The organism is Paenibacillus sp. FSL R5-0378, assembly GCF_038009285.1.
Taxonomy (GTDB): Bacteria; Bacillota; Bacilli; order Paenibacillales; family Paenibacillaceae; genus Paenibacillus_AQ; species Paenibacillus_AQ favisporus.
In genome coordinates this window covers 1,787,290-1,811,454 of sequence record NZ_JBBPAY010000001.1, presented here as the reverse complement: position 1 = coordinate 1,811,454, position 24,165 = coordinate 1,787,290, and the positions used below count along the sequence as shown (strand labels likewise).

The 24,165-nt window shown below is 53.5% G+C and carries 25 protein-coding genes; 7 read left to right on the top strand and 18 right to left on the bottom strand.

What is annotated here, in order from left to right; all coding sequences use genetic code 11:
- The first annotated feature begins 273 nt into the window (after window positions 1–273).
- Genes MKY74_RS08340 through MKY74_RS08330 form a run of 3 tightly spaced genes read left to right on the top strand, consistent with a single transcriptional unit; the run spans window position 274 to window position 3,218 of the window.
- Window positions 274–1,491 (top strand): quaternary amine ABC transporter ATP-binding protein, encoded by a 1,218-nt coding sequence (locus MKY74_RS08340; protein WP_076174856.1) that lies wholly within the window; start codon window positions 274–276, stop codon window positions 1,489–1,491.
- Entirely contained in the window at window positions 1,469–2,302 is an 834-nt protein-coding gene (locus tag MKY74_RS08335; RefSeq protein WP_076174858.1) for an ABC transporter permease, read from the top strand. The genes MKY74_RS08340 and MKY74_RS08335 overlap by 23 nt, the downstream gene beginning before the upstream one ends.
- A 1-nt stretch (window position 2,303) precedes the next feature.
- Window positions 2,304–3,218 carry a glycine betaine ABC transporter substrate-binding protein gene (locus MKY74_RS08330; protein ID WP_076174861.1) on the top strand — a complete coding sequence of 305 codons (915 nt, stop codon included), beginning with the start codon at window positions 2,304–2,306 and terminating at the stop codon, window positions 3,216–3,218.
- A gap of 180 nt (window positions 3,219–3,398) precedes the next feature.
- Here MKY74_RS08330 and MKY74_RS08325 read toward each other — a convergent pair whose 3' ends face one another.
- The 5 genes from MKY74_RS08325 to MKY74_RS08305 all read right to left on the bottom strand — a co-directional run bounded on the left by MKY74_RS08325 (window position 3,399) and on the right by MKY74_RS08305 (window position 8,576).
- The gene (locus tag MKY74_RS08325; protein ID WP_076174863.1) at window positions 3,399–4,160 is read right to left on the bottom strand and encodes a DUF6081 family protein; all 762 of its coding nucleotides are present in this window, start codon (window positions 4,158–4,160) and stop codon (window positions 3,399–3,401) included.
- Window positions 4,161–4,206: 46 nt separating this feature from the next.
- Window positions 4,207–5,118, bottom strand: a complete 912-nt coding sequence (locus MKY74_RS08320; RefSeq protein ID WP_076174866.1) for a prenyltransferase — start codon at window positions 5,116–5,118, stop codon at window positions 4,207–4,209.
- 403 nt (window positions 5,119–5,521) lie between these two features.
- Window positions 5,522–5,938: a VOC family protein gene (locus MKY74_RS08315; protein ID WP_076174869.1), complete on the bottom strand. Its 417-nt coding sequence runs from the start codon at window positions 5,936–5,938 to the stop codon at window positions 5,522–5,524.
- Between the two features lie 101 nt (window positions 5,939–6,039).
- Window positions 6,040–7,551 carry a YheC/YheD family protein gene (locus MKY74_RS08310; RefSeq protein ID WP_076174872.1) on the bottom strand — a complete coding sequence of 504 codons (1,512 nt, stop codon included), beginning with the start codon at window positions 7,549–7,551 and terminating at the stop codon, window positions 6,040–6,042.
- A 194-nt stretch (window positions 7,552–7,745) separates the two neighbouring features.
- Complete coding sequence (locus MKY74_RS08305) at window positions 7,746–8,576, bottom strand: alpha/beta hydrolase (RefSeq protein WP_084204142.1); 831 nt, start codon at window positions 8,574–8,576, stop codon at window positions 7,746–7,748.
- A 335-nt stretch (window positions 8,577–8,911) separates the two neighbouring features.
- Between MKY74_RS08305 and MKY74_RS08300 the strand changes: the two genes are divergently transcribed.
- Complete coding sequence (locus MKY74_RS08300) at window positions 8,912–9,430, top strand: DUF3231 family protein (RefSeq protein WP_076174875.1); 519 nt, start codon at window positions 8,912–8,914, stop codon at window positions 9,428–9,430.
- Window positions 9,431–9,592: 162 nt separating this feature from the next.
- On the opposite strand, the gene tyrS is transcribed toward MKY74_RS08300, so the two are convergent.
- The 7 genes from tyrS to MKY74_RS08265 all read right to left on the bottom strand — a co-directional run bounded on the left by tyrS (window position 9,593) and on the right by MKY74_RS08265 (window position 16,305).
- Window positions 9,593–10,852, bottom strand: coding sequence for a tyrosine--tRNA ligase (tyrS, locus tag MKY74_RS08295; RefSeq protein WP_076174878.1), 1,260 nt, complete (start codon window positions 10,850–10,852; stop codon window positions 9,593–9,595).
- A gap of 438 nt (window positions 10,853–11,290) precedes the next feature.
- The gene (locus MKY74_RS08290) at window positions 11,291–11,560 is read right to left on the bottom strand and encodes a metal-sensitive transcriptional regulator (RefSeq protein WP_076174880.1); all 270 of its coding nucleotides are present in this window, start codon (window positions 11,558–11,560) and stop codon (window positions 11,291–11,293) included.
- 119 nt (window positions 11,561–11,679) lie between these two features.
- Window positions 11,680–12,471 carry a sulfite exporter TauE/SafE family protein gene (locus MKY74_RS08285; RefSeq protein ID WP_076174883.1) on the bottom strand — a complete coding sequence of 264 codons (792 nt, stop codon included), beginning with the start codon at window positions 12,469–12,471 and terminating at the stop codon, window positions 11,680–11,682.
- Window positions 12,472–12,542: 71 nt separating this feature from the next.
- Entirely contained in the window at window positions 12,543–13,697 is a 1,155-nt protein-coding gene (locus MKY74_RS08280; protein WP_076174885.1) for an MBL fold metallo-hydrolase, read from the bottom strand.
- Window positions 13,698–13,715: 18 nt separating this feature from the next.
- Complete coding sequence (locus MKY74_RS08275; protein ID WP_076174887.1) at window positions 13,716–14,111, bottom strand: DsrE/DsrF/DrsH-like family protein; 396 nt, start codon at window positions 14,109–14,111, stop codon at window positions 13,716–13,718.
- 46 nt (window positions 14,112–14,157) lie between these two features.
- On the bottom strand, window positions 14,158–14,730 hold the full coding sequence (locus tag MKY74_RS08270) for a sulfurtransferase TusA family protein (protein WP_076174890.1): 573 nt from the start codon (window positions 14,728–14,730) through the stop codon (window positions 14,158–14,160).
- Between the two features lie 273 nt (window positions 14,731–15,003).
- Window positions 15,004–16,305 carry a helix-turn-helix domain-containing protein gene (locus MKY74_RS08265; protein ID WP_076174893.1) on the bottom strand — a complete coding sequence of 434 codons (1,302 nt, stop codon included), beginning with the start codon at window positions 16,303–16,305 and terminating at the stop codon, window positions 15,004–15,006.
- Between the two features lie 149 nt (window positions 16,306–16,454).
- On the opposite strand from MKY74_RS08265, the gene MKY74_RS08260 reads away from it, so the two are divergent.
- Window positions 16,455–17,213 carry an SDR family NAD(P)-dependent oxidoreductase gene (locus MKY74_RS08260; protein ID WP_076174896.1) on the top strand — a complete coding sequence of 253 codons (759 nt, stop codon included), beginning with the start codon at window positions 16,455–16,457 and terminating at the stop codon, window positions 17,211–17,213.
- 462 nt (window positions 17,214–17,675) lie between these two features.
- On the opposite strand, the gene MKY74_RS08255 is transcribed toward MKY74_RS08260, so the two are convergent.
- Together MKY74_RS08255 and MKY74_RS08250 are read right to left on the bottom strand one after the other, a co-directional pair.
- The gene (locus tag MKY74_RS08255) at window positions 17,676–17,798 is read right to left on the bottom strand and encodes a hypothetical protein (protein ID WP_279628505.1); all 123 of its coding nucleotides are present in this window, start codon (window positions 17,796–17,798) and stop codon (window positions 17,676–17,678) included.
- Between the two features lie 191 nt (window positions 17,799–17,989).
- Entirely contained in the window at window positions 17,990–18,187 is a 198-nt protein-coding gene (locus tag MKY74_RS08250; RefSeq protein WP_076174899.1) for a YqaE/Pmp3 family membrane protein, read from the bottom strand.
- A gap of 129 nt (window positions 18,188–18,316) precedes the next feature.
- Between MKY74_RS08250 and MKY74_RS08245 the strand changes: the two genes are divergently transcribed.
- Complete coding sequence (locus MKY74_RS08245; protein ID WP_076174901.1) at window positions 18,317–18,997, top strand: SOS response-associated peptidase; 681 nt, start codon at window positions 18,317–18,319, stop codon at window positions 18,995–18,997.
- Between the two features lie 45 nt (window positions 18,998–19,042).
- On the opposite strand, the gene MKY74_RS08240 is transcribed toward MKY74_RS08245, so the two are convergent.
- A complete protein-coding gene (locus MKY74_RS08240; RefSeq protein WP_076174904.1) occupies window positions 19,043–19,327 on the bottom strand; it encodes a DUF4183 domain-containing protein in 285 nt (94 codons plus the stop codon).
- Window positions 19,328–19,456: 129 nt separating this feature from the next.
- Window positions 19,457–20,254 (bottom strand): DUF4183 domain-containing protein, encoded by a 798-nt coding sequence (locus MKY74_RS08235; protein ID WP_084204144.1) that lies wholly within the window; start codon window positions 20,252–20,254, stop codon window positions 19,457–19,459.
- Between the two features lie 211 nt (window positions 20,255–20,465).
- On the opposite strand from MKY74_RS08235, the gene MKY74_RS08230 reads away from it, so the two are divergent.
- Window positions 20,466–20,693 (top strand): hypothetical protein, encoded by a 228-nt coding sequence (locus MKY74_RS08230; RefSeq protein ID WP_076174906.1) that lies wholly within the window; start codon window positions 20,466–20,468, stop codon window positions 20,691–20,693.
- Window positions 20,694–20,882: 189 nt separating this feature from the next.
- Here MKY74_RS08230 and ppk1 read toward each other — a convergent pair whose 3' ends face one another.
- Both ppk1 and MKY74_RS08220 read right to left on the bottom strand, forming a co-directional pair.
- Window positions 20,883–22,982, bottom strand: a complete 2,100-nt coding sequence (gene ppk1, locus MKY74_RS08225) for a polyphosphate kinase 1 (RefSeq protein ID WP_076174909.1) — start codon at window positions 22,980–22,982, stop codon at window positions 20,883–20,885.
- Window positions 22,979–23,890 carry a Ppx/GppA phosphatase family protein gene (locus MKY74_RS08220; protein ID WP_076174912.1) on the bottom strand — a complete coding sequence of 304 codons (912 nt, stop codon included), beginning with the start codon at window positions 23,888–23,890 and terminating at the stop codon, window positions 22,979–22,981. Before MKY74_RS08220 ends, ppk1 begins: the two co-directional genes overlap by 4 nt.
- Between the last annotated feature and the right edge of the window lie 275 nt (window positions 23,891–24,165).

The window sequence follows — 24,165 nt, the reverse complement described above, 5'->3', positions numbered from 1 at the left end:
TTTGTAAGTGAAAAAGTATGGAGAAGACCAAACCTTCATCGTCTATTGTATGTAAACGTATTTTAATTGTAAAGAAACCGATCCGTCAGGAAAACGGCGGATATGGGAGCATTCGGCAGTAAATTTCGTACAGTTTTTTCTGTACGTTCTTTACGTACGGTTAAAACGTTTGATACTATATATATTAATTGTTACACTGTTACCCGTTGGTTATTTACGCAGCATCGTGTTCGCACTTATCAACGATAGAGAAGCAATAAGGGGGTATCACAGTTGTCTATTTTGCAGCTTAAACAAGTCAGCAAATTGTTCGGAGCCCAGGCGGAGCAAAGCGTCGGGCTGCTCGAACAAGGCTGGAACAAGGAGAAGCTGGCGAAGGAAAAATCCGTGACCGTCGGGGTGAACCGGGTCAACCTCAGTATTGAAGCTGGCGAAATTTTCGTCATTATGGGGCTGTCCGGCAGCGGCAAATCCACCCTCGTCCGGATGCTGAACCGGCTGATTGAGCCTACGGCGGGGGAAATCCTCGTTCACGGGCAGGATTTAAGAAAAATGAATAAGGAGCAGCTCCGTAAGGTACGGCGCCAGACGATCAGTATGGTCTTTCAGAAGTTCGCGCTGTTTCCGCACCGGACCGTACTGGAAAACGTGGAATACGGGCTTGAGATTCAAAAGGTCAAAAAGCCGGAGCGCACGGAGAAAGCGATGAAGTCGCTCGAGCTGGTCGGCCTCAAGGGCTGGGAAAACAAATCTCCCGACGAGCTGAGCGGCGGCATGCAGCAGCGCGTCGGTCTGGCCCGGGCGCTCGCGAATGACCCGGAAATTCTGCTGATGGACGAAGCCTTCAGCGCGCTGGATCCGCTGATCCGCCGTGACATGCAGGATGAGCTGCTCGAACTGCAAGAGACGATGAAGAAAACAATTATCTTCATCACGCACGATCTGGACGAAGCGCTGCGGATCGGCGACCGGATTGCGCTCATGAAGGATGGCGCCGTCGTGCAGGTGGGCACGCCGGAAGAAATTCTGACGCAGCCGGCCAACGCCTATGTGGAGCGGTTCGTCGAGGACGTCGACCTGTCCAAGGTGCTGACCGCCGCCCATGTCATGCGCCGTCCGGAGACGATTATGCCGGACCGGGGGCCGCGTGTGGCGCTCGAGCTGATGCGCGAGCGCGGCATCTCCAACCTGTTCGTCATCGACCGCGGCAAGCGGCTGCTCGGCGTCATCACGGCGGAGGATGCCTCGGAAGCGATGCGCAGCGGCAAAACGCTTGCGGACATTCTGATCACGGATGGTCCAAGAGTGCATCCAGACGTCCTGATCAACGAGCTGTTTGAAATCACCAGCATGTCCAAGGTGCCGCTGGCCGTCGTCGACGACAACGACCGTCTTGCTGGCGTGATCGTCCGGGGTGCCCTGCTTGGTGCGCTCGCCGGGGAGAACAGTTCGAAGGAGGTGAGCCCAAATGCCGAAAATACCGCTGGATGAGTGGATTGAAGCGTTGGTCGGCTGGATGGGAGACCATCTGACGGTCCTGTTTGACTTCATTTCGAGCGTCATCGAAGGCATCGTTAACGGATTTACCTGGCTGTTCATGCTGCCGCATCCGTTCCTGTTTATCGTCATACTCGGTATTCTTGCCTTCCTGGTCGGGCGGATATCCCTGACGCTGTTCTCGGTGATCGGATTTCTGCTGATCTATAACCTGGGGTACTGGCCGCAGACGATGGACACTCTCAGTCTCGTCATTACCTCCGCCCTGATCTCGGTCGTCTTAGGCGTTCCAATCGGCATCTGGTGTGCTTACAGCAGAGGAGCTTCCCGTATCATTACGCCGATACTCGATTTCATGCAGACGATGCCGGCCTTCGTCTATCTGCTGCCGGCCGTTACCTTCTTCAGCCTGGGCGTCGTGCCGGGGGTCATCGCTTCGGTTATCTTCGCGATTCCGCCGACGATCCGCCTGACCCTGCTCGGCATTCAGCAGGTATCGGGCGAGCTCACGGAAGCAGCCGATGCCTTCGGGTCCACCGGACCGCAGAAGCTCTTCAAGGTGCAGCTGCCGTTGGCCATGCCGACGCTGATGGCCGGCATCAACCAGACCATCATGCTGTCGCTGTCCATGGTCGTCATCGCTTCGATGATCGGCGCCCAAGGCATCGGAGCCGAGGTATACCGTGCGGTAACCCAGCTCCAAATCGGGAAAGGCTTCGAAGCCGGTCTTGCGGTGGTTATTCTCGCCATCGTGCTCGACCGCTTTACGCAAAACCTATTTAAATCCAAAAAAAGGGGTGCATAACATGAAAAAACAGAAAAGATGGACGATCCTGGCCAGCCTCGGTCTGGCCGGCGCACTGATGCTGTCCGCCTGCGGCCAAAACGGCTCCGGCGGGTCGGCAAGCGGAGAAGGCAGCGCCGATTCCTTCGGTAAACAGGTCAACTACGAAATTATCGGTATCGACCCCGGTGCCGGAATCATGAAGGCGACCAACAAAGCCATCGAAGAATACGGCCTGTCCGACTGGAAACTGATTGAAGGCTCCGGCGCGGCGATGACTGCGACGCTGGCCAAAGACATTAAGGCCAAAAAGCCGATCGTCATTACCGGATGGACACCACACTGGATGTTCTCCAAATATGACCTGAAGTATCTGGATGATCCGAAGAAAGTATACGGCGAAGCCGAGGAAATCCATACGATTGCCCGCAAGGGTCTGGAGCAGGATGAGCCGACCGCTTACGCATTCCTGGACCGGTTTGAATGGTCCTCCGATGAAATGGGCGAGATCATGACGGCGATCCAGGATGGCAAGAAGCCGGAAGAAGCCGCCAAGGCATGGGCTGACAGCCACGCCGACCGGGTCAATGAATGGATCAAGGACCTGAAGCCTGTTAACGGCAACCCGCTGAAGCTGAGCTATGTTGCCTGGGATTCGGAAATCGCCAGCACCAACCTGCTGCAGTACATCCTTCAGGAGAAACTGGGCTACAAGGTAACCGCCCTGCAGGTTGAGGCAGGACCGATGTGGACCGGTGTCGCCAACGGGGACGTGGACGCATCGGCCGCAGCCTGGCTGCCGCTGACCCACGCCGATTACCTCGCCAAATTCAAGGATCAGATCGATGATCTGGGCGCTAATATGACCGGCGTCAAAACCGGCCTGGTCGTACCGTCCTACGTTGACGTTAAGTCCATCGAAGACCTGAAGAAATAATTCAATTCATTCTCTATAGGTTCATATGAAAAGGAAAAAGGGCTGGGCCCGGTAGATTGTTCTACCTGGGGACCCAGCCCTTTTTTTTGCTGGAAGAGGAATCGGGTCCGTCATCCAGACACCGAACCGGTGCAGCCATTCTATAGAATGGCTCTGTTGCGCGCCTCTTCACTTTGACGTTTACTCTTCTTCAACAGCCCGTTTATTCTCCGAACGATCGTCGATCGTCACGGTCACCGGCGAATACTCAGCCGTCACGACCTGCCCATGAACGGACACGCTGCCTTCCGGCGAGATGTCCTTCTCAGTCATGATGCCGAGCGCGATCGTAAACTCGTTGAACTTGATCGGGATGTTCTTCTCCCGGCGGATTTCCGTGCCGTTCAAATAGAACACAGCTTCGTCGTTTCCGCGGTCATACGTAATTTTGTAGGTGTTGAATTCACGTGGCTTAAAGTTGGTGTCTTCTTTAAAAATGCAGAAATACCGGGTCTTGTCCGATGGCGGAACCTCTACCCCCGGGAAAGGAAGAACAGCGTATACGCTGGCATATTTGTCGTTGCCGGCAAAGAAATCCAGCGCCGCTCCGGTCGTGAAATCCAGCAGGTTAAGCGATACGTAGCCGTCGTACAGATCGTTCGGCACGGTATTGACCGAGCGGGCACGGATCTGCAGTTCGAAGTCGACCACTCCGTGATCCGGTACTTTGACCTTTTCCACTGAATAATACATATGCTTCGCGTTGTCCAAAATTTGAATCTGGTCGTTTTGCCGGCTCAGCGGAGCACGGACGTACAGAATGCCGTTGCGGACAATGATTACCGCGTCAGGCTCCCGGTATTCCCAGAACGTACCGTCCGGCAGCGGAAAGCCGCCGATTTTCCAGACCTCGCCCTCCGACAGAATCGTATGAAAATCCCCAAAAACGCGTTGTTGTACCATGTAGCATCGAACTTCCTTTCTCGCTTAAGTCAATATGGCCGTAAGGTCAGATCAAGCCTTGTATCAGTAAACATATAATCATAATGATCCCGCTCCGCTGGGTCGATTTCACCGAAGCTCCCATCAGCGGAATATAGGCATGGCTGTTATTATGAGACTTCAGCTTGCCGTACACCTGGTACAGCGGAATCATGCCCGGCAGGGCCAGCAGTCCGTACACCGGAAGCGCCCCGGCAATGACGCTGACCACGAGCATCAGCGCGGACAGAAACAGCAGGAACCGGGAGAAGCCAAGCGCTCTTTGCTCGCCCCACACGACGACCAGCGTGCGTTTGCCGGCCTGGCGGTCCGCCTGCCAGTGTAAAAAGTGATGGTTGAACAGAATCAGCGTAGTTAACAGGCCGATCGGCAGGGACAGGAGCAGCGCCCGCAGATCCAAATGCGAGGTTTGCACATAATAGGCCCCCATGACCGGGAGAACGCCGAACGAGAGCAGGATTGCGACTTCCGAGTAGCCTTTGCCCCGGTATCCGAACTTCAGTGGCGGCGCCACATAGAAGTATGCGATCAAGCCGCCGAGTGCGCCGAAAATGAAAGCCCACGGCCCTGAGAATACGGCCAATATAATTCCGCAAGCCGCGGCAACGCCAAACAGCGCCCAAGTGACCGCCGCAAACTTGCGAATGCTCCATACGCCGCCCGTCAAAAAGCCCGAGTTCGTGGATACCGCATCCACGGCCTCTTTGGCAGCCGTATCGGTCCCGCTCTTGTAATCCCACAGGTCGTTCACCATGTTGGAGAACAGGTGGGCCGACGCCGCGCCGACGAGCGTAATCAGAAACAGCCAGACGTTAAAAACGCCGTTCCATACAAAAGCCCCCAACGCTCCCAGCGCGACCGGAATCAGCATGACCGGTACAACTCCGAAGCGTGAGGCTTTCATGAACTGTTTGAGCATGCACCATGCTCCCTTCCTTATAATGTGCCCATGAAAAATGGGTTCGTATAATTTTCGGGCGAAAACGCCGTATTGCCAAACAAATGATATTTTTCACAAACTTTCCCATGATGGATATCGTTAACGACATACAGGAAAGCAGGTTTGTATCATCCTTCACAAGGATATCACACTTTCGCGGATGTTGTCATCGGAATGTATAAATCAGGAAGATTCCACGCGATGTCAGGTTTCAGACCAAGCCAAAAAAGCCACGGCCCTCTTTCCCGCTGCCCTTCGAATGAAGAAGGGAGCGTTCCGGTTGTGCCGTGGCTTGTTTCTGATTGACGAGAATCAACTGGCAGATTGTCTTAGAAGCGCCTGCCTGGATCCGCAGTCCGTACCGACCTGCCTGACCTAATTCCTATTGCTCTGTGCTGACCTGCCACGTGATGCCGAACTTGTCCCGGACCATGCCGAAGGCCGGGCTCCAGAACGTCTTCTGCAATTCCATCAGCACCTGTCCCCCATCCGACAATCCGGCGAAGACCGATTGGAGACGCTCGCTGTCATTTGATGTAATGGCGATGCTCAACTGATCCCCAAGCTGATAAGGATTTCCCGGGAACGTATCGGAGAAGAGCAGCGTGTTGCCGTCAAATTCAAGTGCGGCGTGCAGTACGCGATCTTTGGCTTCATCCGGCAGCGGATGATCCGGATTCGGCATATCGCTGAAGCGGGACAGTCCCAGGTTTTTGGCCTGCAGCACTTTTTCATAAAACGCAACGGCCTCGGCACAATTGCCATTCATTACAATGTAAGGCGATATCTTTACACTCATTCGGGTAGTCCTCCTTTATCATATGGGACATGCACAATCCATTATATCCCACGCCTCTGCGATTGATAAGGACATGCCGAAAAATGATGCTCTAACACCGCCTACGAGCAGCTATACTCTTCAATCACCCGGCGGCCCTTAATATACAGCCGATTCCAATACGGATCCGAAAGCTCCGTGACCACGACGCCGCCCGCTTTGCAGGAATGAAGGAACCGGCCGCCGCCAAGATAAATGCCGACATGGCCGATTCGTTCCAGCCCTTTTTTATGCGTCCGGGAGTGGACGGAAAAGAACAGCAGATCGCCCCGCTGCAGGTTCTTTCTGGCCACGTCATATCCCAGAAGGCTTTGCTGTCTGGACGTACGCGGCAGCAGCAGACCGTTTCTGGCAAAAATAAATTGCATGAACGAGCTGCAATCGAACGCGTCGATGGACCAGGGCACCGCTCCGAACCGGTATGGAGTCCGGTAGAATGCCATGCCGTCCTGGATGATCTGTTCGATGAGCTCCGCTCTGGAGCATCCGGACGTATCCCGTGACCATGGAGGTGCCGCCGGAATAACCACAGCTTGCGTGTGAGCCAGATAAGCCGCGTATTGGAACGGCACCCGGATGCTTTTCAAATAGAGTTCGAGGTCACGCTCCGTTCGCATGAACGGCTTGCCCGGCTTATGGTTCACTTCCAGAATATAGAGGGACCGATCTTCGCCTATGGCCAAGTCGACGCCCAATTCGGCAAAGCTCCGGTTGTAGTATAGCTCCAGCTGCTCCGCTACCCGCCGTGACAGGTCCCTTATCTGTTCGTACAGCCTCTTCGCTTCCTCCTCCCCAAATCTTTTGGCTAAAAAGGGATACCCCTCCAACGTTTGCCCGCCGTGCTCCGGATGCGTCGTCAGACGGCTTGTCTGTCCTACATGGACGACGAGCCCGGTAAAGCTCCAGCTGCCCAGCCCATCTTTCTGAATCAGCGCACGGCAGTCCCAGGGGCTTCGGCTGTTCACGCGCAAATCGAGCGCAGGCTGCATCATATAACCTTTAGCGGCCAGCTGATCTAAATATCTCCCTGCCGATTCCACCTTGATGCCGCGGCACACGCCCCCGTCTTCCTCAATAATCAGCATGTCCTTGCGAAGACTGATCCGTTTGATCCCGGTACCCGATTCTCCGCTGACCGGTTTCAGCATGAGCGCTTTGTGCTGCTCCAGCATGGAAATCCCGTCGGCCGCCCGAATCAGCAGCTCCGTCTCCACCAAATGCTCCGCGATTTCCGGAGACGCCTTCAGTCCCTGATAGACGACCCACTTATTGCCAAGCCAGTCCCCAAGAAAGGGCAGCCGGCTGAAGGATTTGATTTCTTCCGCTTGCTGGTAACCGCGGATCGTCCTGTAATGGCCTATATCATAAATGAGATCCGGAAATCCCTGTACCGTACGCACCCATTTATGCTTTTGATAAGTGTAACCGGTAATTTTTCGCCTGGCCAGGTTCACATCTTCAGGCGCAAAAAGAATCAACCGTTTGAAACCTGCCTCATTCGCTGCCTCAACGTAAGGAAGAAAATGGGACCTTCCGGCCGTCTTGGCAGACATTAGGCCGAGCGTGGTGTTCATACCCATCCCCTGCCTGGGTTTCCGATGCCAAAAGTACGGGTCATCACTTCTGTATCATCCTCCTGGGGGTTTTCAATTCAACTCGTTCGTAACCAGCGTATGCCTTGGAGGGGATGGAAGTGCTTATCCCCTCCTTAACGGCAAGAAGGGACGTCCGCTCCATAAGCGTCGTCCCTTTCTTTCAGGTGATAGCATTATTGTATGAATTGCCGTTCTCTCAGCCAGGTCGCGCACAGGTCCGGCCATGCCTTGACGGCCTCTTCTTCCTCCGCGAGCCCAAGTCCGTGGCGTCCGGCCTCGAACACGTGCAGCGCATAAGGAATCTTCTCGCGGCTTAAAGCAAGGGCGAAGAGCAGGCTGTTCTCCGCAGGAACGGCCCCGTCATCGGCCGTATGCCAAATAAAGGCCGGCGGCGTATCCGGCGTGACCCGCGTCTCGTTGGACAAATACTGGACCAGTTCCGCGTCCGGCTTTTCTCCGAGCAGCGAATACTTGCTGCCTTCGTGGGTATATGGCCCGAAGCTGATGACCGGATAGCACAGCACCTGCAGGTCGGGACGGCTGCTCTCGCGCTCGACCGGATCTTCCGCATCCGCCTGGCCTGCATCAAAATGGGTACCAGCGGTGGACGCCAAGTGCCCACCGGCGGAAAAGCCCAAAATGCCTACCCGCGCCGGATCGATGTTCCAATCCCCCGCGAGGCTCCGCACTGTGCGGATCGCCCGCTGGGCGTCTCCCAGCGGAACCGGGTGGCGGTTCGGCGACACGCGGTAGTTCAGGACCACCGCCGACACCCCAATGCTGTTCAGCCACAAGGCGATCGGTTCGCCTTCATGGTCTGCGCGCATGACATATCCGCCTCCCGGGCATACCACCATCATCGGGAAAGGGCCCTCTCCTTCAAGCAGGTAAGGCGTAATGCTGGGGCAGCCCTCGTTCTCCGGCCCGCTTTGTCCCAGCGGAACATCCTCCCATAGTGGTATGCGCTGCTTGCTGTCAGGCAGTCTGCTTGCTGCTGTGCTCATGCGATCGTCCCCTTGTCATATGGTTTTGTCCACCATTTTACAATGGGAGCATACATAATTAAAGGGCTTACACTCAATTTAGCCGAAAAGTTAGCGCGAACCCCCCTGATCCTTCAGCTGCTTGATATACAATCTGCCAACGACGCTCCATGCTGAAAATTCATCTGCCGGTCGGTTCGGTATCGTGCCAGTCGGTCATCGGAACGCGGTCCGGCAACTCGTGATATGCAATCTATAGCGGAGCTGCAAGCTTCGGCTGCGTACATGAAACCGAAGGGAATTGCTCATAATGTAACGGTACTGCCCTACCTAAAACTAAGGAGAGAATGAAATCGATGGGTATTCTCGACGGAAATCCGAAACACCAGCCGATGCATTATGGCGAAGTCTTCAATTTATGGGAAGTTTCCATGATGGCCAAAGGACTCGTTTCCTGCTATCAGGTATATCTGAACCATGCCGGAGACAAAGACCTCAAACAAATTCTTGAGGACCTGATCGACCAAGCCAAGACCGAAATCAAGGAATGCGACAAGCTGCTGACCGACAACGGCGTCGTCCCGGCGCCGATTATGGCCGACAGACCGGCCGTCAATCTGGAAGACATACCGCCAGGGGCCCGCTTTATGGACCAGGAAATCGGCGCCAAGCTAGCAGCCGACACCGCTGCGGGACTGGCTGCCTGCAGCGCGATTATGGGCATGTCCATCCGCGAGGATATCGGCGCATTATTCGCCAAATACCATACGACCAAGACCGCCCTCGGCGTGCGGATTTTGCGCATGAACAAGGAAAAGGGCTGGCTCGTTCCTCCACCGCTTCACGTTGAGCGTCCGGTTGAGGAAAAAGCATAACCCAGCCCCTCTGCCGCTTACGGCGACTCCCGTTCACGTAGTTCGGAATGTACGGCAAAAAGGCTTTCCCTTCGTCCCCATGGACGGCAGGAAAGCCTTTTTTGTGATAGATCCCGTTTGACGTTCTAATGCAGTTCTGACTCCGACAAAAACGTCCGGAGACTAGGACAGCTTCACGAGATGATATTTTTTCTTGCCTTTGCGGATGATAATGAACCGGCCTTCGATGGCATGGTCGGCGCTTACTTCAAGTTCTGTGTCGGTGACGCGCTCACCGTTCATGGAGATGGCTCCCGAATTCAGATCCTCGCGCGCTTGGCGCTTGGACGGCTCGATGCCGATCTCGACGAGCCAGTCGATGATGTTCTTGGACTCCTTCGAAGCTTCAAACGTCGGCATTTCCTTGAAGCCCTGCTCGATTTCGTCCGCGGTGAGCGACTTGATGTCGCCGCTGAAGAGCGCAGCGGTGATCTTTTTAGCTTGGGCCAGCATTTCTTCGCCATGGACGAACCGGGTCATTTCCTCGGCCAGCGTAATCTGTGCTTCGCGTTTGTGCGGCTCGGTCTGCACCTTTTCCGCCAAAGCGTCGATCGCTTCTTTGTCCAGGAAGGTGAAGTACTTCAGGTACTTGACGACGTCGCGGTCGTCCGTGTTCGCCCAGAACTGGTAGAACTCGTACGGCGTCGTTTTCTTCGGATCGAGCCAAATAGCGCCGCCGGCGGTTTTACCGAATTTCGTACCGTCCGCTTTCAGCATGAGCGGAATGGTCAGGCCAAATGCTTTCGCTTCCGGGCCTTCCTTTTTCCGGATCAGATCCAGGCCGCTCGTAATGTTGCCCCATTGGTCGGAGCCGCCGATCTGCAGTTGGACGTCCTCTTCCCGATACAGGTGCAGGAAGTCCATCGACTGCAGAATTTGGTAGGAAAATTCGGTGTACGAAATGCCGGTTTCGAGCCGGTTGGCAACGATATCCTTGGCCAGCATCGTGTTAATGCTGAAATTTTTCCCGTAATCGCGGAGAAAATCAATGACGTTCAGCTGATGCGTCCAGTCGTAGTTGTTCACCATGCGCAGCTGGTTGTCGCCTTCAGTCAGGAACAGCTTCTTCATTTGGGCGGTCAGGGCGTCCACGTTCGCCTGCACCTGTTCCATCGTCTGCAGCGTGCGTTCGGACTGGCGTCCGCTCGGATCGCCGATCGTTCCGGTGGCGCCGCCGATCAGAATGACCGGCCGGTGTCCGGCCAGCTGGAACCGTTTCAGCATCATGAACGGGATCAGGTGCCCGATGTGCATGCTGTCCCCGGTCGGGTCGACGCCGCAGTACAGGGAGATCGATTTCTCCTCCGTCAATTGGCGGAGTCCCTCCGCGTCCGTCTGTTGATTAATGGCCTCGCGCCATTCCAGTTCGTCAATAATGTTCATTTCCTTGTCCAGCTCCTTTGCTTGTTCATGATATATAGGGCTAAAAATCGGTTATACATGGATCGAGGCGGGCTTGTTTCTCCCGGATGCAAGGATTCCTCATGAAGCCGGAAAACGCAAAAAATCGCCCCCCCGGCCTGAAACAGACCTAAGGGACGATTGTAATAACCGTGTTACCACCCACATTGCGCAGGGCCGCCTCATTCAAGGCATGCTGCACCACTCGACGGCGCATATAACGTTGGCCATTCCGCTTGGCATTACCCAAGATACTCCAGAGTGTAATTCGTCAGGACCGTGTGCTGCCGGGTCGCATCGACCCCCGGCTTTCTGAGAACAGGGACTTCCCGCTACTTCGCTCTTTCCGCGTATATTCCGAATATTCAAATGGATAAGCAAAGTATATTGATTTCCTCCGGGGTTGTCAAATGCCAGGGTTTACCGGCTTTTCACCAGCAGCTCCACGGCTTCCTTCACCATTTTTCCGGTGTCCATATTCCCGGCCGCCTGCTCCGCCAAAATACACTGCTGCAGATTCTCTGCAACGATCTGGGCGATCGCTTTATCCGAGGCGTTGCGCACAGCGGACAATTGGGAGACGACCTCCTTGCATGATTTTCCTTCATCCATGAGGCGCAGAACGCCCCGGATCTGCCCTTCGATGCGGCGCAGACGTGTTTTCATTTCATCCGTGTAATTGTAATCCATGTCAGGATCCCACCTTTTCTAACGATATACCGGTATGGGTATATTATAGAGCAAACAAAACAAAACTACACGGGTACGGATCCCGCTGCCGCACTGAAATTTATTCCACCCGATCTTTCTCACAGCAGGGACGCCCATATTTTCACAGCTGTGAAGGCGATTAACACTACCAGCGCATACCGTAAAAATGTCACGTTCATCCTGGAGCTGATTCTCGATCCGAGCGGAGCCCCGATCAGGCTGCCAAGGACGGTAAAGACGGTCGGTCCGAGCGGAATGCCCCCGCCAGCGATTTTACCGATGACCCCGCCGACCGCCGAAATCAGCACGATGGCCAGCGAGGAAGCGATCGTCGTCCGGGTTGGAATGCGCAGCACCGTCAGCATGATCGGAATCAGAATAAACGATCCGCCCGCACCCACGATGCCGGAAACAGCACCGACCAGAAAAGCCGCAATGACGGCTACGGTTTTGTTAAACGTCAACGGTTCAGACCGGTTCTCCGTTCCCCGGTTCGGAATGAGCATGAGGACGACGGCAAGTACCGCCAAAATGCCGTAAATCACGTTGATAACCGTCCCATCCATCGTTCCGGAGGCCAGTCCGCCGAGCAGGCTGCCGGCCAGAATGCCTCCCCCCATATACATGACGAGGCCTTTGTGCACCGCCGCTCCTTTCGGATCCGGTTTCGAACGGTACGCCAGCACGCCGGCCAGTGAAGAGAAGAAAACCTGGAACATGCTGATCGCGGAAACCTCGTGCGCGGAGAACGACGGCAATCCCAGCATAGGCGGAACATACAGCAGCAGGGGAAAATTGATGATCGCCCCGCCGATGCCGAGCAGTCCGGAGAAGAACGATCCGACGAGCCCCAGCAGCAGCATGACAGCGTAGAGCATCATATCCGCCATGGCGTCCTCCCTCCTTTCTCCTCCCTAAGCATCCTTAGTGAAAACAGGCTGTAGCGCATTTCGTACGCTGGTTACTTGTCATGAACCGCACAGCGGTTCGGCCCGATCTCCATCTCACGCTGCTCTTCTTCGGTCGGATGGATTTTGCCCATGTTTGCCTGCCGGATCTCCTGGTATGCATGAGGCTGCGGCGGGAGATTTTCCGTAACGGTGCGCCGGAACGATTCCTCGTCCTGTATGTTCAGCCCCGGATTGTGACGGAACAGGTCCGCCAGCCGGGCCATAACCTTCCCGTCCTCTCCAAGCTCGGAGATTTTGCCGAAATGCGCCGGCAGGACGATCAAGTCCTCGGACAGCCCTTTGTATCGGCTATACAGCGTGCTCCGCAAGTCGTCCACCCAATCCTCCGCCTGGCCCGCCAGGTCTGGACGGCCGATGGATTCGACGAATAAAATATCGCCGGTCAGCAGATACTTCCCATCGATAATCAACGACGTGCTTCCAATCGTATGCCCAGGGGAATACACCGGCTCGATTGCGATAGTGGTGCTTCCCACGTTAATTTTCCGGCCTTCCTCCAGACGCTCATAGGAGAAGGTAACCTCCTCCGCATCTTTCGGCGGCAGCCAGTAGGCCGCTCCGGTGCGTTCGGCTAACGCTTTTCCGCCGGAAATGTGGTCGGCATGCAGATGCGTGTCCAGCGTATGCTTGACCACCGCGCCCTGTTCGCCTGCAAAGCTTTCCAGGATGCCGGTCATGCGCGGCGTATCGATAACGGCAGCTTCGCCGCCGGAGACCACCATATAAGACAGGCAGCCTTTGCCGATCCGCACAAACTGATACAGCGCACCCCCGCCGTTCAATTCGGCGATCTGGACCGGTTCCAAATGCTCGCTCCAGGATTTCATGCCGCCTTCCAGGTAGGACACGCCGGTTCTGCCCGCTTCAGCCAGCTGTTCAGCGACGAATTGGGAGGATCCCTCCTTGGCGCACACGACGAGAACCTCTTTGCCTTCAGGCAGCCGGGCAAGGGCTTCATCAACACCGTCCAGCAGATCGAAGTACGGGATGTTGACGATGTCTACCCGCTCCCCTTCGATCTTCCAGTCGTTAAAATCACTCTCATTGCGCACGTCCAAAATCAACAGTTCTTCCTTGGCCAGAATCCGCCGTGTCAGCTCCTTGGCTGTCATGACGCCCGGATTCGTATTCACTGAAGCTGTCATATCAAAGATTCCTCCTTGTCAGAAAGATAAGGTGACGTTGGCATCCTTGGCAAAGTCGAGAAAGGTCACCGCTCCGCCGACTTCAATCCCGTCGATAAAGTCTTCCTTCGTCAAATTCATGACGTCCATTGTCATTTGGCAGCCGATCATCCGGACGCCAAGCTCCTGGGCCATCGCGACCAGTTCCGGAATGCCCGGAACGTTAGCCTTTTGGAATCCTTCGGCGAAATGCTCGCGTCCGGTCGGCAGCGGCAGCTGTTGGTGGGCCTGCTTGTGAATCAGATTCAAGCCTTCGAAAGTAAAGAAGATGGCTACCTCCGCCTCGGTGGCTGCAGCCGCCGTGGCAATGTTAAACACTTTATAGGCATCGAACAGTCCGCCGTTGCTGGCGATTATCGCTACTTTTGTACTCATGGATCATACCTCCGTAAAATATTAAATTTGGTTTTTGGTTTTGGTTCTATTGATTTTCAATCGGTCCCGTCCATGCGGACATGCCGGGCACGACGTTGCTTACATGCTGAAATCCACGTTCGGCGAGAAGATGACATGCCAGATCGCTGCGCGATCCTGTGCGGCATACCACATGAATGCTGTCTTCAGGATCCAACTCCGAAAGGCGCGCCTCCAGGTCTCCCAGCGGAATGGATACCGCCCCGGGTATGTGGCCGAACGCATATTCAGCCGGCTCCCGCACGTCGAGAATGACTAAGTCCTCACTCGCTGCAAGCTTGCTTTGAAGCTCTTCATTGGTAGCGGTGTGCGGGTAATTCGCCGCTTCCTTCAACTCTTCCGGCCGGGATTTGCGCAGGTAATGCTTCAGCACATCCCCGTCTTCGAGCGTCCCTAGGTACTGGTGGCCCGTATTTTTGGCCCAGCCCTGCATGTCCGCCAAAGACCCCCGGTCCGTGGCCAACACCTCGATGACCTGCCCCGCTTCAAGCTGGTCCATTGCTTTTTTGGTTCGGACGATAGGCATCGGGCAGGACAAACCTTTGCAGTCCAAAGTGACATTTACCGATATATCCGCCATGCTTGTAAACCTCCCTTATAAAATAAAATCTGGATATGTGTTGCTCATTGATCGAGGTAATATACGTATACCCCTATGGGTATAATTCTAGGATGGAAGTAGCGAATTGTCAAACCGCCAAATCATGGAATATTAAAACAAGCTTCCTGCAGGACGCGCCTGCTGGAAGCTTGTTCATCTTTTCATTGTTGTCCTTAGACAGCAGCTTATGAATCGCCAAAGGAACTTGAGATTCGGGTATCCGTGTTAAACAGGGGACTTCGGTTCCTCTGGTTATTCCGGTTTTGGTTCTTTTGGTTCTTTCGGTTCTTCTGGTTCTTCTCGTTTTTCCGCCGCTCGCCCGGCTGAGCCCTCCTCCCGGTACCGTTTTGGCGTCACGCCGGTCATTTTTTTAAACACCCTGTTGAAGTAACTCTGATCGTTAAAGTTCAACCATGAGCAGATGTCCGAAACCTTGTATTTCGTCAGCATCAGCAGCTTTTTCGCCTCGTCAATTCTTTCGCGCTGGATATATTCGCTGATGGAGACACCTACTTTTTTCTTGAACAGGCTGGATAAGTAGTTGGGACTCAAATAGGTCAGCTTCGCCAGCTGCTCGAGTGTAATGTCGTCGTAGAGGTGGTCGGAAATATAGTGCTGGCAGGCCGTAATCGTCGACGAATACTGCTGCTCCTTAACCTTGGACACCCGCTCCGTAAACGCGAAAACCGCCTCGGTCATCACCTTGGATATCGCCTGCAGGCTTTCCTGCTCCTCCAGCTGCTGAATATAGTAATCGCTCAGCGTAAAGGCCGTCTCCTCGTTCAGCCCGCCTTCAATCGCCGCCCGGCAAATCAGGGCCACGCCGGTGATCATCAGATTTTTCTCGCTGCGGATCCGGCTGCGCCTGGACAGCTTGCCCAGCTCGTCTTCGCCGATCAGCGAATAACGGACAACGTCCTGGACCTTATCGATGCGTCCCTTGCGGACATAATCCAGCAGCACCCGCTCATGCGAAAGGTTGGTATGGGAAATCAGGTTCATCCGTTCCCGCGAAATCTCCAGATCCGGCGTATGCGGCGGCTGATTCTTCGGTAGCTGCTCACCGCTGATCTCAACGATCTGTGCCGGGTCCAACCATTCCTGGTAGAGCAGGCTGTAAACCAACAGGCTCATGGAACGAAAACGCTCCGGGCCAATAACGGGCAGGGATTGGTAAAACTCAATCAGCACCCGGACATTGGAAAATTCGTGCATCAGCTCCGTAATGTAATCGATTTGCGTTTCGTCCAGGCCGGCGTCGAGACAGGGCCCAATCACCATTTGCCCCAAGGCTGCTTCTTCATGCTGCAGGCCGATTCGAAAAAAATGCAGCCTGTTGATGGAAAAAAAGACCGGAATCTTCTTCTGCCCGCCGTTTACTGCATGTTCCCTGATCTGCTCCTGAAGCGGAACATAATACGGGCTCTGGCGGATGCTCGCAGCCGGACTTTCGTATTCAAATTGCCCGCGGGTGTTGACGTAAAATACAGACACGCCATGGGCCTCATGCAGATGGTGGCATACGTATTTGATTTCTTCCAATGCGAACCGCATGACGCCCCCCCTTTTGCCGGCATAAATGATAACGGTTTCTTTACATTAAAATAATACAATTAAGCGTAGAAAAGTACAATAATTGCCGATCAAACCCTCGTACAATGGTCAATGAACAGATCAAGATCAACGATTAGGGGGAATGTACGATGGAATTGGAAAATAAAATCGTGCTGGTCACCGGCGCCGGAAGCGGCATCGGCAGAGCCAGCAGTTTAAAAATGGCCGCTAACGGGGCCAAAGTTGTGCTGGTCGATTTTAACCGCGAAACCGGCGAAGAAACGCTGCGGATGGTCCAGGACCAGGGCGGCGAAGGCATTTTCGTTCAGGCGGACGTATCCAAGAGCGAGGACGTGCAGCGTTACGTCAATGCCTCCGTGGACACCTATGGCCGGATCGATGCCTTTTTCAACAATGCCGGCATCATCCAGAAATTTTCACTGCTGGCCGACGTGGAAGAAGCGGAGTTCGACCGCCTCGTTGCCGTTAACATGAAGGGTGCCTTCCTGGGGCTGAAATATGTGCTTAAAGTGATGGAGAAGCAAGGCAGCGGTTCGATCATCAATACGGCGTCGACAGCCGGCATCCGCAGCGAGCACAGCGTGTCCGTGTACTCGGCAACCAAGCATGCCGTGATCGGATTGACGAAGTCGGCAGCCATGGAATACGTGAAAAAGGGCATCCGGGTCAACGCCATCTGCCCTGGCGGCGTGCAGACCTCGCTGACCCAAAGCGTGGAAGAACAGTTCAAAGCAGGCGGCTATATGCCCGAAGAAGTCAGCAACATGCGGATCGGACGCTACGCGCAGCCGGAGGAATTGGCCGAAATGGTCTCCTTCCTCGCCTCCGACCGGTCAAGCTATATGGTTGGCTCCATAGTCCTTGTGGACGGCGGCCTGACACTGTAAGCGGCTTAGCTAACGAGGAAAACCCTCTCTGGAATCAGAGAGGGTTTTTGTCATTCTCAAATACTGAACACACCTGCCAAACACAGCAGTCCACCGAAGATCATAAGAATCATGCCGGCAAAGCGAAGGTACCATCGCCGATCCTCGCTAAGCTCCGCATCCCAATCCTCGCTGAATCTTCGAAACTACCACGACTCCGGCCTTTTTCTGGCAAACCAGCCAATCGCAGTAAGCACGATTCCCATGATCAGCACCGGCATATGTATCGACTCCTTTATGGATTGAACGGGATCACGCAGCCGTCGTTCCGGGATAAGCAAGTCAGCTGAGCAATTTGATAAGTAACCGAGGGAGATACAGCAGCACATCCAAAAACCAGACGGATCTATCCGCATAACGTTCGATTTGATTGTACCTCAAATTTTTCATAGGGCCACTCCCTTTAAATCAATGGCTGCCTGCTTACGGAGCAAACGACACATGCCGGATGATGTAATGCACCACAAAGAAACTGATAATAAACAGCGCCGCCAACCCGAGCAGGAAAAAAATCAGGATCTTATCCCCTAAGGAAAAACGCTTCATTGGTTCCACCTCGCAACTTTTCCTTAATTATACAGGAAAGTGGGCTGTTTGTTAATTTTTGTCGCCATAAAAAACGGCTGAGTGAAAAAACAACATCGTTGAATCCTATATAAAGGGAAAAGGCCCCCACCTTTGGGAACCTTTAATTGATATCAGACTCCAGTTCTATATTATATGAATTGACCCTCGTTTTACCGATGCTGCTCCCGAATCGCCCGTACGATCCGATCCGCCCGTTGATCTTCTTTGTATGAATGAACCACAAGCATCGCATGAATGACGCCCGGAATGTAGCCGATACAAGTAAGGATGATGCTTAAGATGAACTGTCCCAATTTACCGCAGCTCAGAACGGCCAGCGGCGGAAGAAAGCATAATAAATAACGCATTGGCGTTAACCTCATTTCTGTTTGAATGATCTATAATACGCCGCCGCGGTATCTTCGTTTCATTTTGTGCCGCACTCATTTTTTGGGTAATAAAAAGAAACGCTTGAGATGATATAAGGAGGACATGACATGTGCGGACGGTATACATTGGCGGTTGAAGAAGAGGATCTCGTCCAGCCATTTGGCATCGATGATGTCCAGTATGAAATAACTCTACGGTATAATATAGCCCCGACCCAAACGGTTGCTGGCGTTCGAAGCGATCACGGAAAGCGGATATTGCAGGGGTTTCACTGGGGGCTGCTTCCGTTCTGGGCCAAGACGAAAAAGATGGCCTACCGTACGTTTAATGCCCGTGCGGAGTCGATTGACAGCAAGCCGGCATTTCGGTCAGCTTTTCCTGAGAAACGAATGGCCGTGTTGGCAGACGGATTTTACGAGTGGACTCATGAAGGCGAGCATAAGCAGCCCTACCGGTTCCGGGTTAAATCGAGAGACGTGTTTGCTTTTGCCGGCCTGTACGATGATTGGAAAAGCCCGGACGGCGAGCTGATCACGAGCTGCACCATCATAACGACAAAACCGAATTCCCTTACGAAGAAGGTCCACGACCGTATGCCCGTTATTCTTGGTAAGGAAGAGCTGAACATCTGGCTGGATCCCGGCGTGTCCGATAAGAACTTGCTGCAGAGGCTGCTGCGGCCTTACGAGGCAGAGGACATGTACTCCTATCCCGTGTCCGGATCGGTCGGAAATGTACGGAACGAAGGAAAAGAGTTGATCGAGAAAATCGCCCTGAATTCCAAATGAAAATGCAAAAGAGGACCTCCGGGTCATCCGTTAGTCCTCTTCTGATCAAGAAACAACAAACTGAACGACAACCGGGGTACCGGGGTCCAACACATCGCCTCCAGGAATGGTAAGCGTCGTTGTTGTCACTGACGAAACGTCGGCCGTCTGCATCAAACCATTCAAATAAAGGTTGTAGTAGTTGAACGTCCCCGGAAATGCCGTAGCAGCCACTCCAGCGTCATTGGTGAAGGCCGTTGCGGCTATAGCGAAGGTCGCTCCGGTTCCTGTACCTGCACCAATGGTCGAAGTGAATCTCACGCTGTTCTGATATGGGGTAACGATGGGCATATTCTCCCCTCCCTTCTTGGTTGAGGATCATATAGGTTTTCACACCAAAATCTTTGAAAACCATCGGATCCTCTACCCTATTAAATGCAAGAAGGATAGGATTGGCTTGGGAGAAAATACGAAAAGGTGCTAGACTGTAATATTCGCCGTTAACTGCACCGTTTCCAAAACAATGGGAGTCCCCGCATATATCGTCGTGCTTTGCGGTGGAAAATATAGTTCCAACGGATTGATGCTGTACGAATTCCCCGGCTGGATGATCCCATTGATATAGAGGTTGCTGAAACTATTGGGACCAAGCGTCGAAAAATCGGCAACCGCATCGCCTTCATCATTCGTGAATTGGCTCGCCGCAACCGCGGCTGTCGCGGTTAAATCCAGATCGGTCTCCGGCTCATAAAAATAACGGGCAGCCGTCGGCAGCACAGTTACTCCTGGTATAACGACGGGTCCAGGCGGGCCCTGCGGACCTTCGGGTCCTTCCGGACCAGCCGGCCCTTGAATGCCCGGTGCGCCTGGTGCCCCTTGCATCCCTGGTGCCCCTTGAGGGCCAGGGCCACCCGGTTGTCCGGGGAGACCCTGTACACCTTGCGGCCCCTCCGGCCCGCGGAGGCCTGCCGTCCCAGGAGGGCCCTGCACCCCCTGTAGGCCTTGCGGTCCGGGAATCCCGGGCAGTCCTGGCGTACCATCCGTCCCCCGTCCATGAACCCCCTGCATCCCGGTCAATAGCGCCAGCTCTGCTTTGATTTGTGCCTTGGCTTCCTCGATTGCCGCTTGTAAGGCATATTGATCTATCCTAGTTCGGATCTTCCGTTTTCTTCTAGGGTTCACCTTTTTGCAAACGACGGCCCTTTTGATTCTTTTAGCGCCGATGCATTTTATTTTCTTCTTTACATATGTGCGCTTCGTTTTTCCTCCTTTTCCCATTTGCGGCACCCTTCCCTTAAAAAATTAGGAATATGTGTATATGACATATGTATATGTCCAATGCACATCATGAGAGTGGACTTTTCGCTATCTTCGGTGTCACCGGATGAAGGTTGGAAAATTAGGCGTAATGAGAAAAACTGGTGGCATCCATGCAAATCGCTTTCCGTTCGGGTACAATAAAACCAAACGACCTATGGAGGCTGCAACGATGAATATGGAAGAAGAACCGAAGCAACAGGCGATTCCCGCCGAAGACGACCAAGGCAATTTCAAGCTGCTCGACACCCAGCGTATCCTTTCGATCACGTCCGAAATCGAAGGCGACGAGGACAGCGCGGCGATTTTCCATTACGACGACGGCAAAAAGTACAAATACGTGCACAGCGAGAAAGCCATGAAACAGTTCGGGGAGTGGATTCAACAAGGGGAAGGTTAAACGCTAATGTTGAGGATCGAAAGGCTGCCGCTAGGCAGCTCTTTTAATAGGCTTGCAGCTATAAAAGAGATGACCCCAGTATCATACGGGAGTCATCTTTTTTGAATCCATTGGTATCGTGGATGTTAATAATCCTGAATTTGTGCCCAATCAATGCTGCAGCAAGCGGGCCCACCTGCGCCAAAAGCGCTAATGTCTCGGCTGCCGCCGGTCCATGCCCTGCATTGCCTCTTCGATGAAATGCTTCTGGCTGTCTATCAGGTTGGCTTCATACGGCGAGGACAGCCGTTTGTACTGCCCGTTGCTGGACATTTGCCTTGCTTTATCATTGTCCTGCAGCATGACATCCAGATGATGAAGGATGCGCTGCTTCAGCCGAGGGTCATACACCGGGCAAGCCGTCTCGACACGGCGGGTCGTACTGCGCGTCATTAAATCCCCTGACGAAATGTAGATGGAGCAATCCTCATCCGCACCGAAGCAGAAAATCCGGGAATGCTCGAGAAAACGTCCGACGATGCTGCGAACCGTAATATTGTCCGTTTTTCCCGGGACGCCCGGCAGCAGGCAGCAGATCCCGCGGATGATGAGCTGAACGGGAACCCCGGCTTCCGATGCCTCGAACAGCTTCTGCAGAATTTCCCTGTCCGTCAAGGAATTGGACTTCATCAAAATCCGGCACGGCTCGCCCCGCCCTGCTTTCTCAATCTCCCGGTCCATGCATTCAAGCAGGGGCTGCTTAAAATGATTCGGCGCGACGAGCAGATGCCGGTACTGCCCGTCCAGATTCGAGATCGCCATATTTTTGAAGAAGGCGTCCGCGTCGCGCCCGATCTCTTCATGCGAGGTCATCATTGAGACATCCGTGTACAGCTTGGCGGTCTTTTCGTTGTAATTGCCCGTGCTGATCTGCGTAATATATTGAATTTTATTCCGGTCCTTGCGCGTAATGAGGCATATCTTGCTGTGAACCTTATAGCCCTCGACGCCATAGATGACCTGGCAGCCGGCCTCTTCCAGCCGCTCGGCCCATTCAATGTTATTTTGTTCATCGAATCTCGCCTGCAGTTCAATCAGGACGGTGACGTCTTTGCCGTTTTCGGCCGCGAGGCATAAATATTGGGTAATGATCGAGTGCTGAGCCAGCCGGTAAATCGTGATCTTGATCGACACGACATGGGGGTCCTCGGCGCTTTCCTTGAGCAGCTGCAGAAAAGGCTCCATCGAATCATAGGGGTAAAAGAGCATCATATCTTCCTTCAAGCACCATTCCGTCACCGTAGGATAGGCCTGCGTATCGAGAAGATTGTTGGCCCTGAAAGGAGGATACGTGCATTTCATTTCCAAATGCTTCGGCATGCGCTGGATCAACTCGAACGGATAGTTCAGCACGATCGGAGCTACGCTGTTGAACACTTGTTTGCGGCTCAGCTGCAGCTTGTCACACAACAATTGCCCGACGCGTTTGGGAAGCTGGCCTTCGACCTCCAATCGGACCGGAGCCAGGCGCGCCCGTTTCTTGAGCGTCTTCTTCATCAGCTGCCGGATATCGTCATCGTCGTCGTATTCCAGATGTTCGTCATCCAGCGCAATGTCGGCGTTCCGGGTAACGGCTACCAATTGGGTGCTGCTCACTTTGTACATATTGAACAGCTGCTTGGCATATCCCAGGATGACGTGGCTCGTCAATATGTACCGAAAGGAATCTCCAGGTAATTGGATGAAGTCCGGAAAAGACGGCGAGACCGGGATAATGCCAAGCGTTTGGTTTTTGTCCTCGAAACTGCACATCACGTACTGCTGCTTGTTCATCAGATGCGGAAACGGATGATGCGAATCGACCACAATCGGCGACAGGACCGGGAAAATATGCTCTGCATAATAATCCTCAATGAACTTTTTCTCCTGCTTGCTGAGGTCATCCATGCCGACGCGGTAAATCTGATAGTTCTCCAAAGCTTGTTCGATCTGGGCAAAAATAGCGTTTCGCTTCTCATAATAAGGCTCGGTGGCCTCAAAAATGTAATTCAACTGCTCCTGGGCCGTCCATCCGGTTTTGTTATCCCGATGCTCTTCCTTCATACCGGCCAAATCGGTTAAGCTGCCGACCCGGATCATATAGAACTCATCCAAATTGCTGGTGAAGATGGAAACGAACTTCAGACGCTCGAACAGCGGAACCCGCTCATCCATCGCTTCTTCAAGCACGCGCTCATTAAACCTGAGCCAGGATAGCTCCCGGTTCTGCATATAAGAGGTTTGTGTTTTCAATGGCGTGGAGGCTGTCATTTCTCTTCACTTCCTTTGGCTAAGCGATCGTATAAAAACCCTTCACGAACCCCGAAACGGCTGATATGCACCACTTCGCTTTGAAAAAAACGGGCGATTTCGTTAAGCAAAATCATCCCTGGGATCAGGGTGTGAATCCGATCCGGCGTCTTCATCAAAATGGGAGCGATATGCTTTTTCTTGTGGTTTTTAAAACGCCGAATCATCCCTTGCAGCTCTTCGATGCTCATCTGGTTGGCATGATCCGTTTCGCCAAGAACCCCCTTCAATTTGAAGGATGCGCGGATCGTGCCGCCCACGCCGCAGATCGGCAGGGGACCCAGTTCCGGGATGGACATGGCCTGCAGCTGCTTTTGAACCAGTTCCGCAATCGCTTGTCGCTCTTTCTCGGACGGAATAATTTTCTCGACGCATTTCTCGTAGGCATTTAAGCACCCGATAGGCAGGCTATCGCTGTAACAAATCTCTTTATTTTGAAAAACGGCAATTTCAGAGCTCCCGCCGCCGATGTCGACGAGTACGCCCTCCTCCAGCTCTACACTGTGCATAGCTCCCACATAGCTGAGCCTGGCCTCTTCATCGCCCGAAATCACCTCCACCTCAATGCCGGCGCTTTCGCGGATCGCATCGACCACTTGCCGGGTATTGGCGATATTGCGGATGGCGGCCGTTGCAAACACATGAATGCTGTCCGGTATAACGGGCAGCTGCTTCAGCATGCTTATATAGTCGTTCAGGGTCTGGTAGACGACCCGTATGCCGGCGTCACTCATGCGCTTCTTGTCGATATAATGGACAAGCCCGGCCATGGTTTTACGATGAAACAATACCTGTGTATCCTGACCTTCGTATTGGTATACGGTCAAACGGATCGTATTTGATCCGACGTCAACAATTGCAGCAATCAACCTGTTCACCACACCTTAAATCTACATTTTCTCTCATATATTAATCTCGAAATGTTATCGCAATGTAAAATCAGGAAGATGTCCTAGAAATAGCCGCAAATTAAGTCGAATATGGCGATATAGGCATACAAAAAAGGCTCCCTCTCGGGAGCCTTTCTCTTATTGCTATATCAGGCTTTGGGAGCCTTATATTACATCATGCCGCCCATTCAACATCGATCATCGCCAGGTTTCATTGATAGTCATTTTTTCCATATGGGACAAGGTTTTTACGA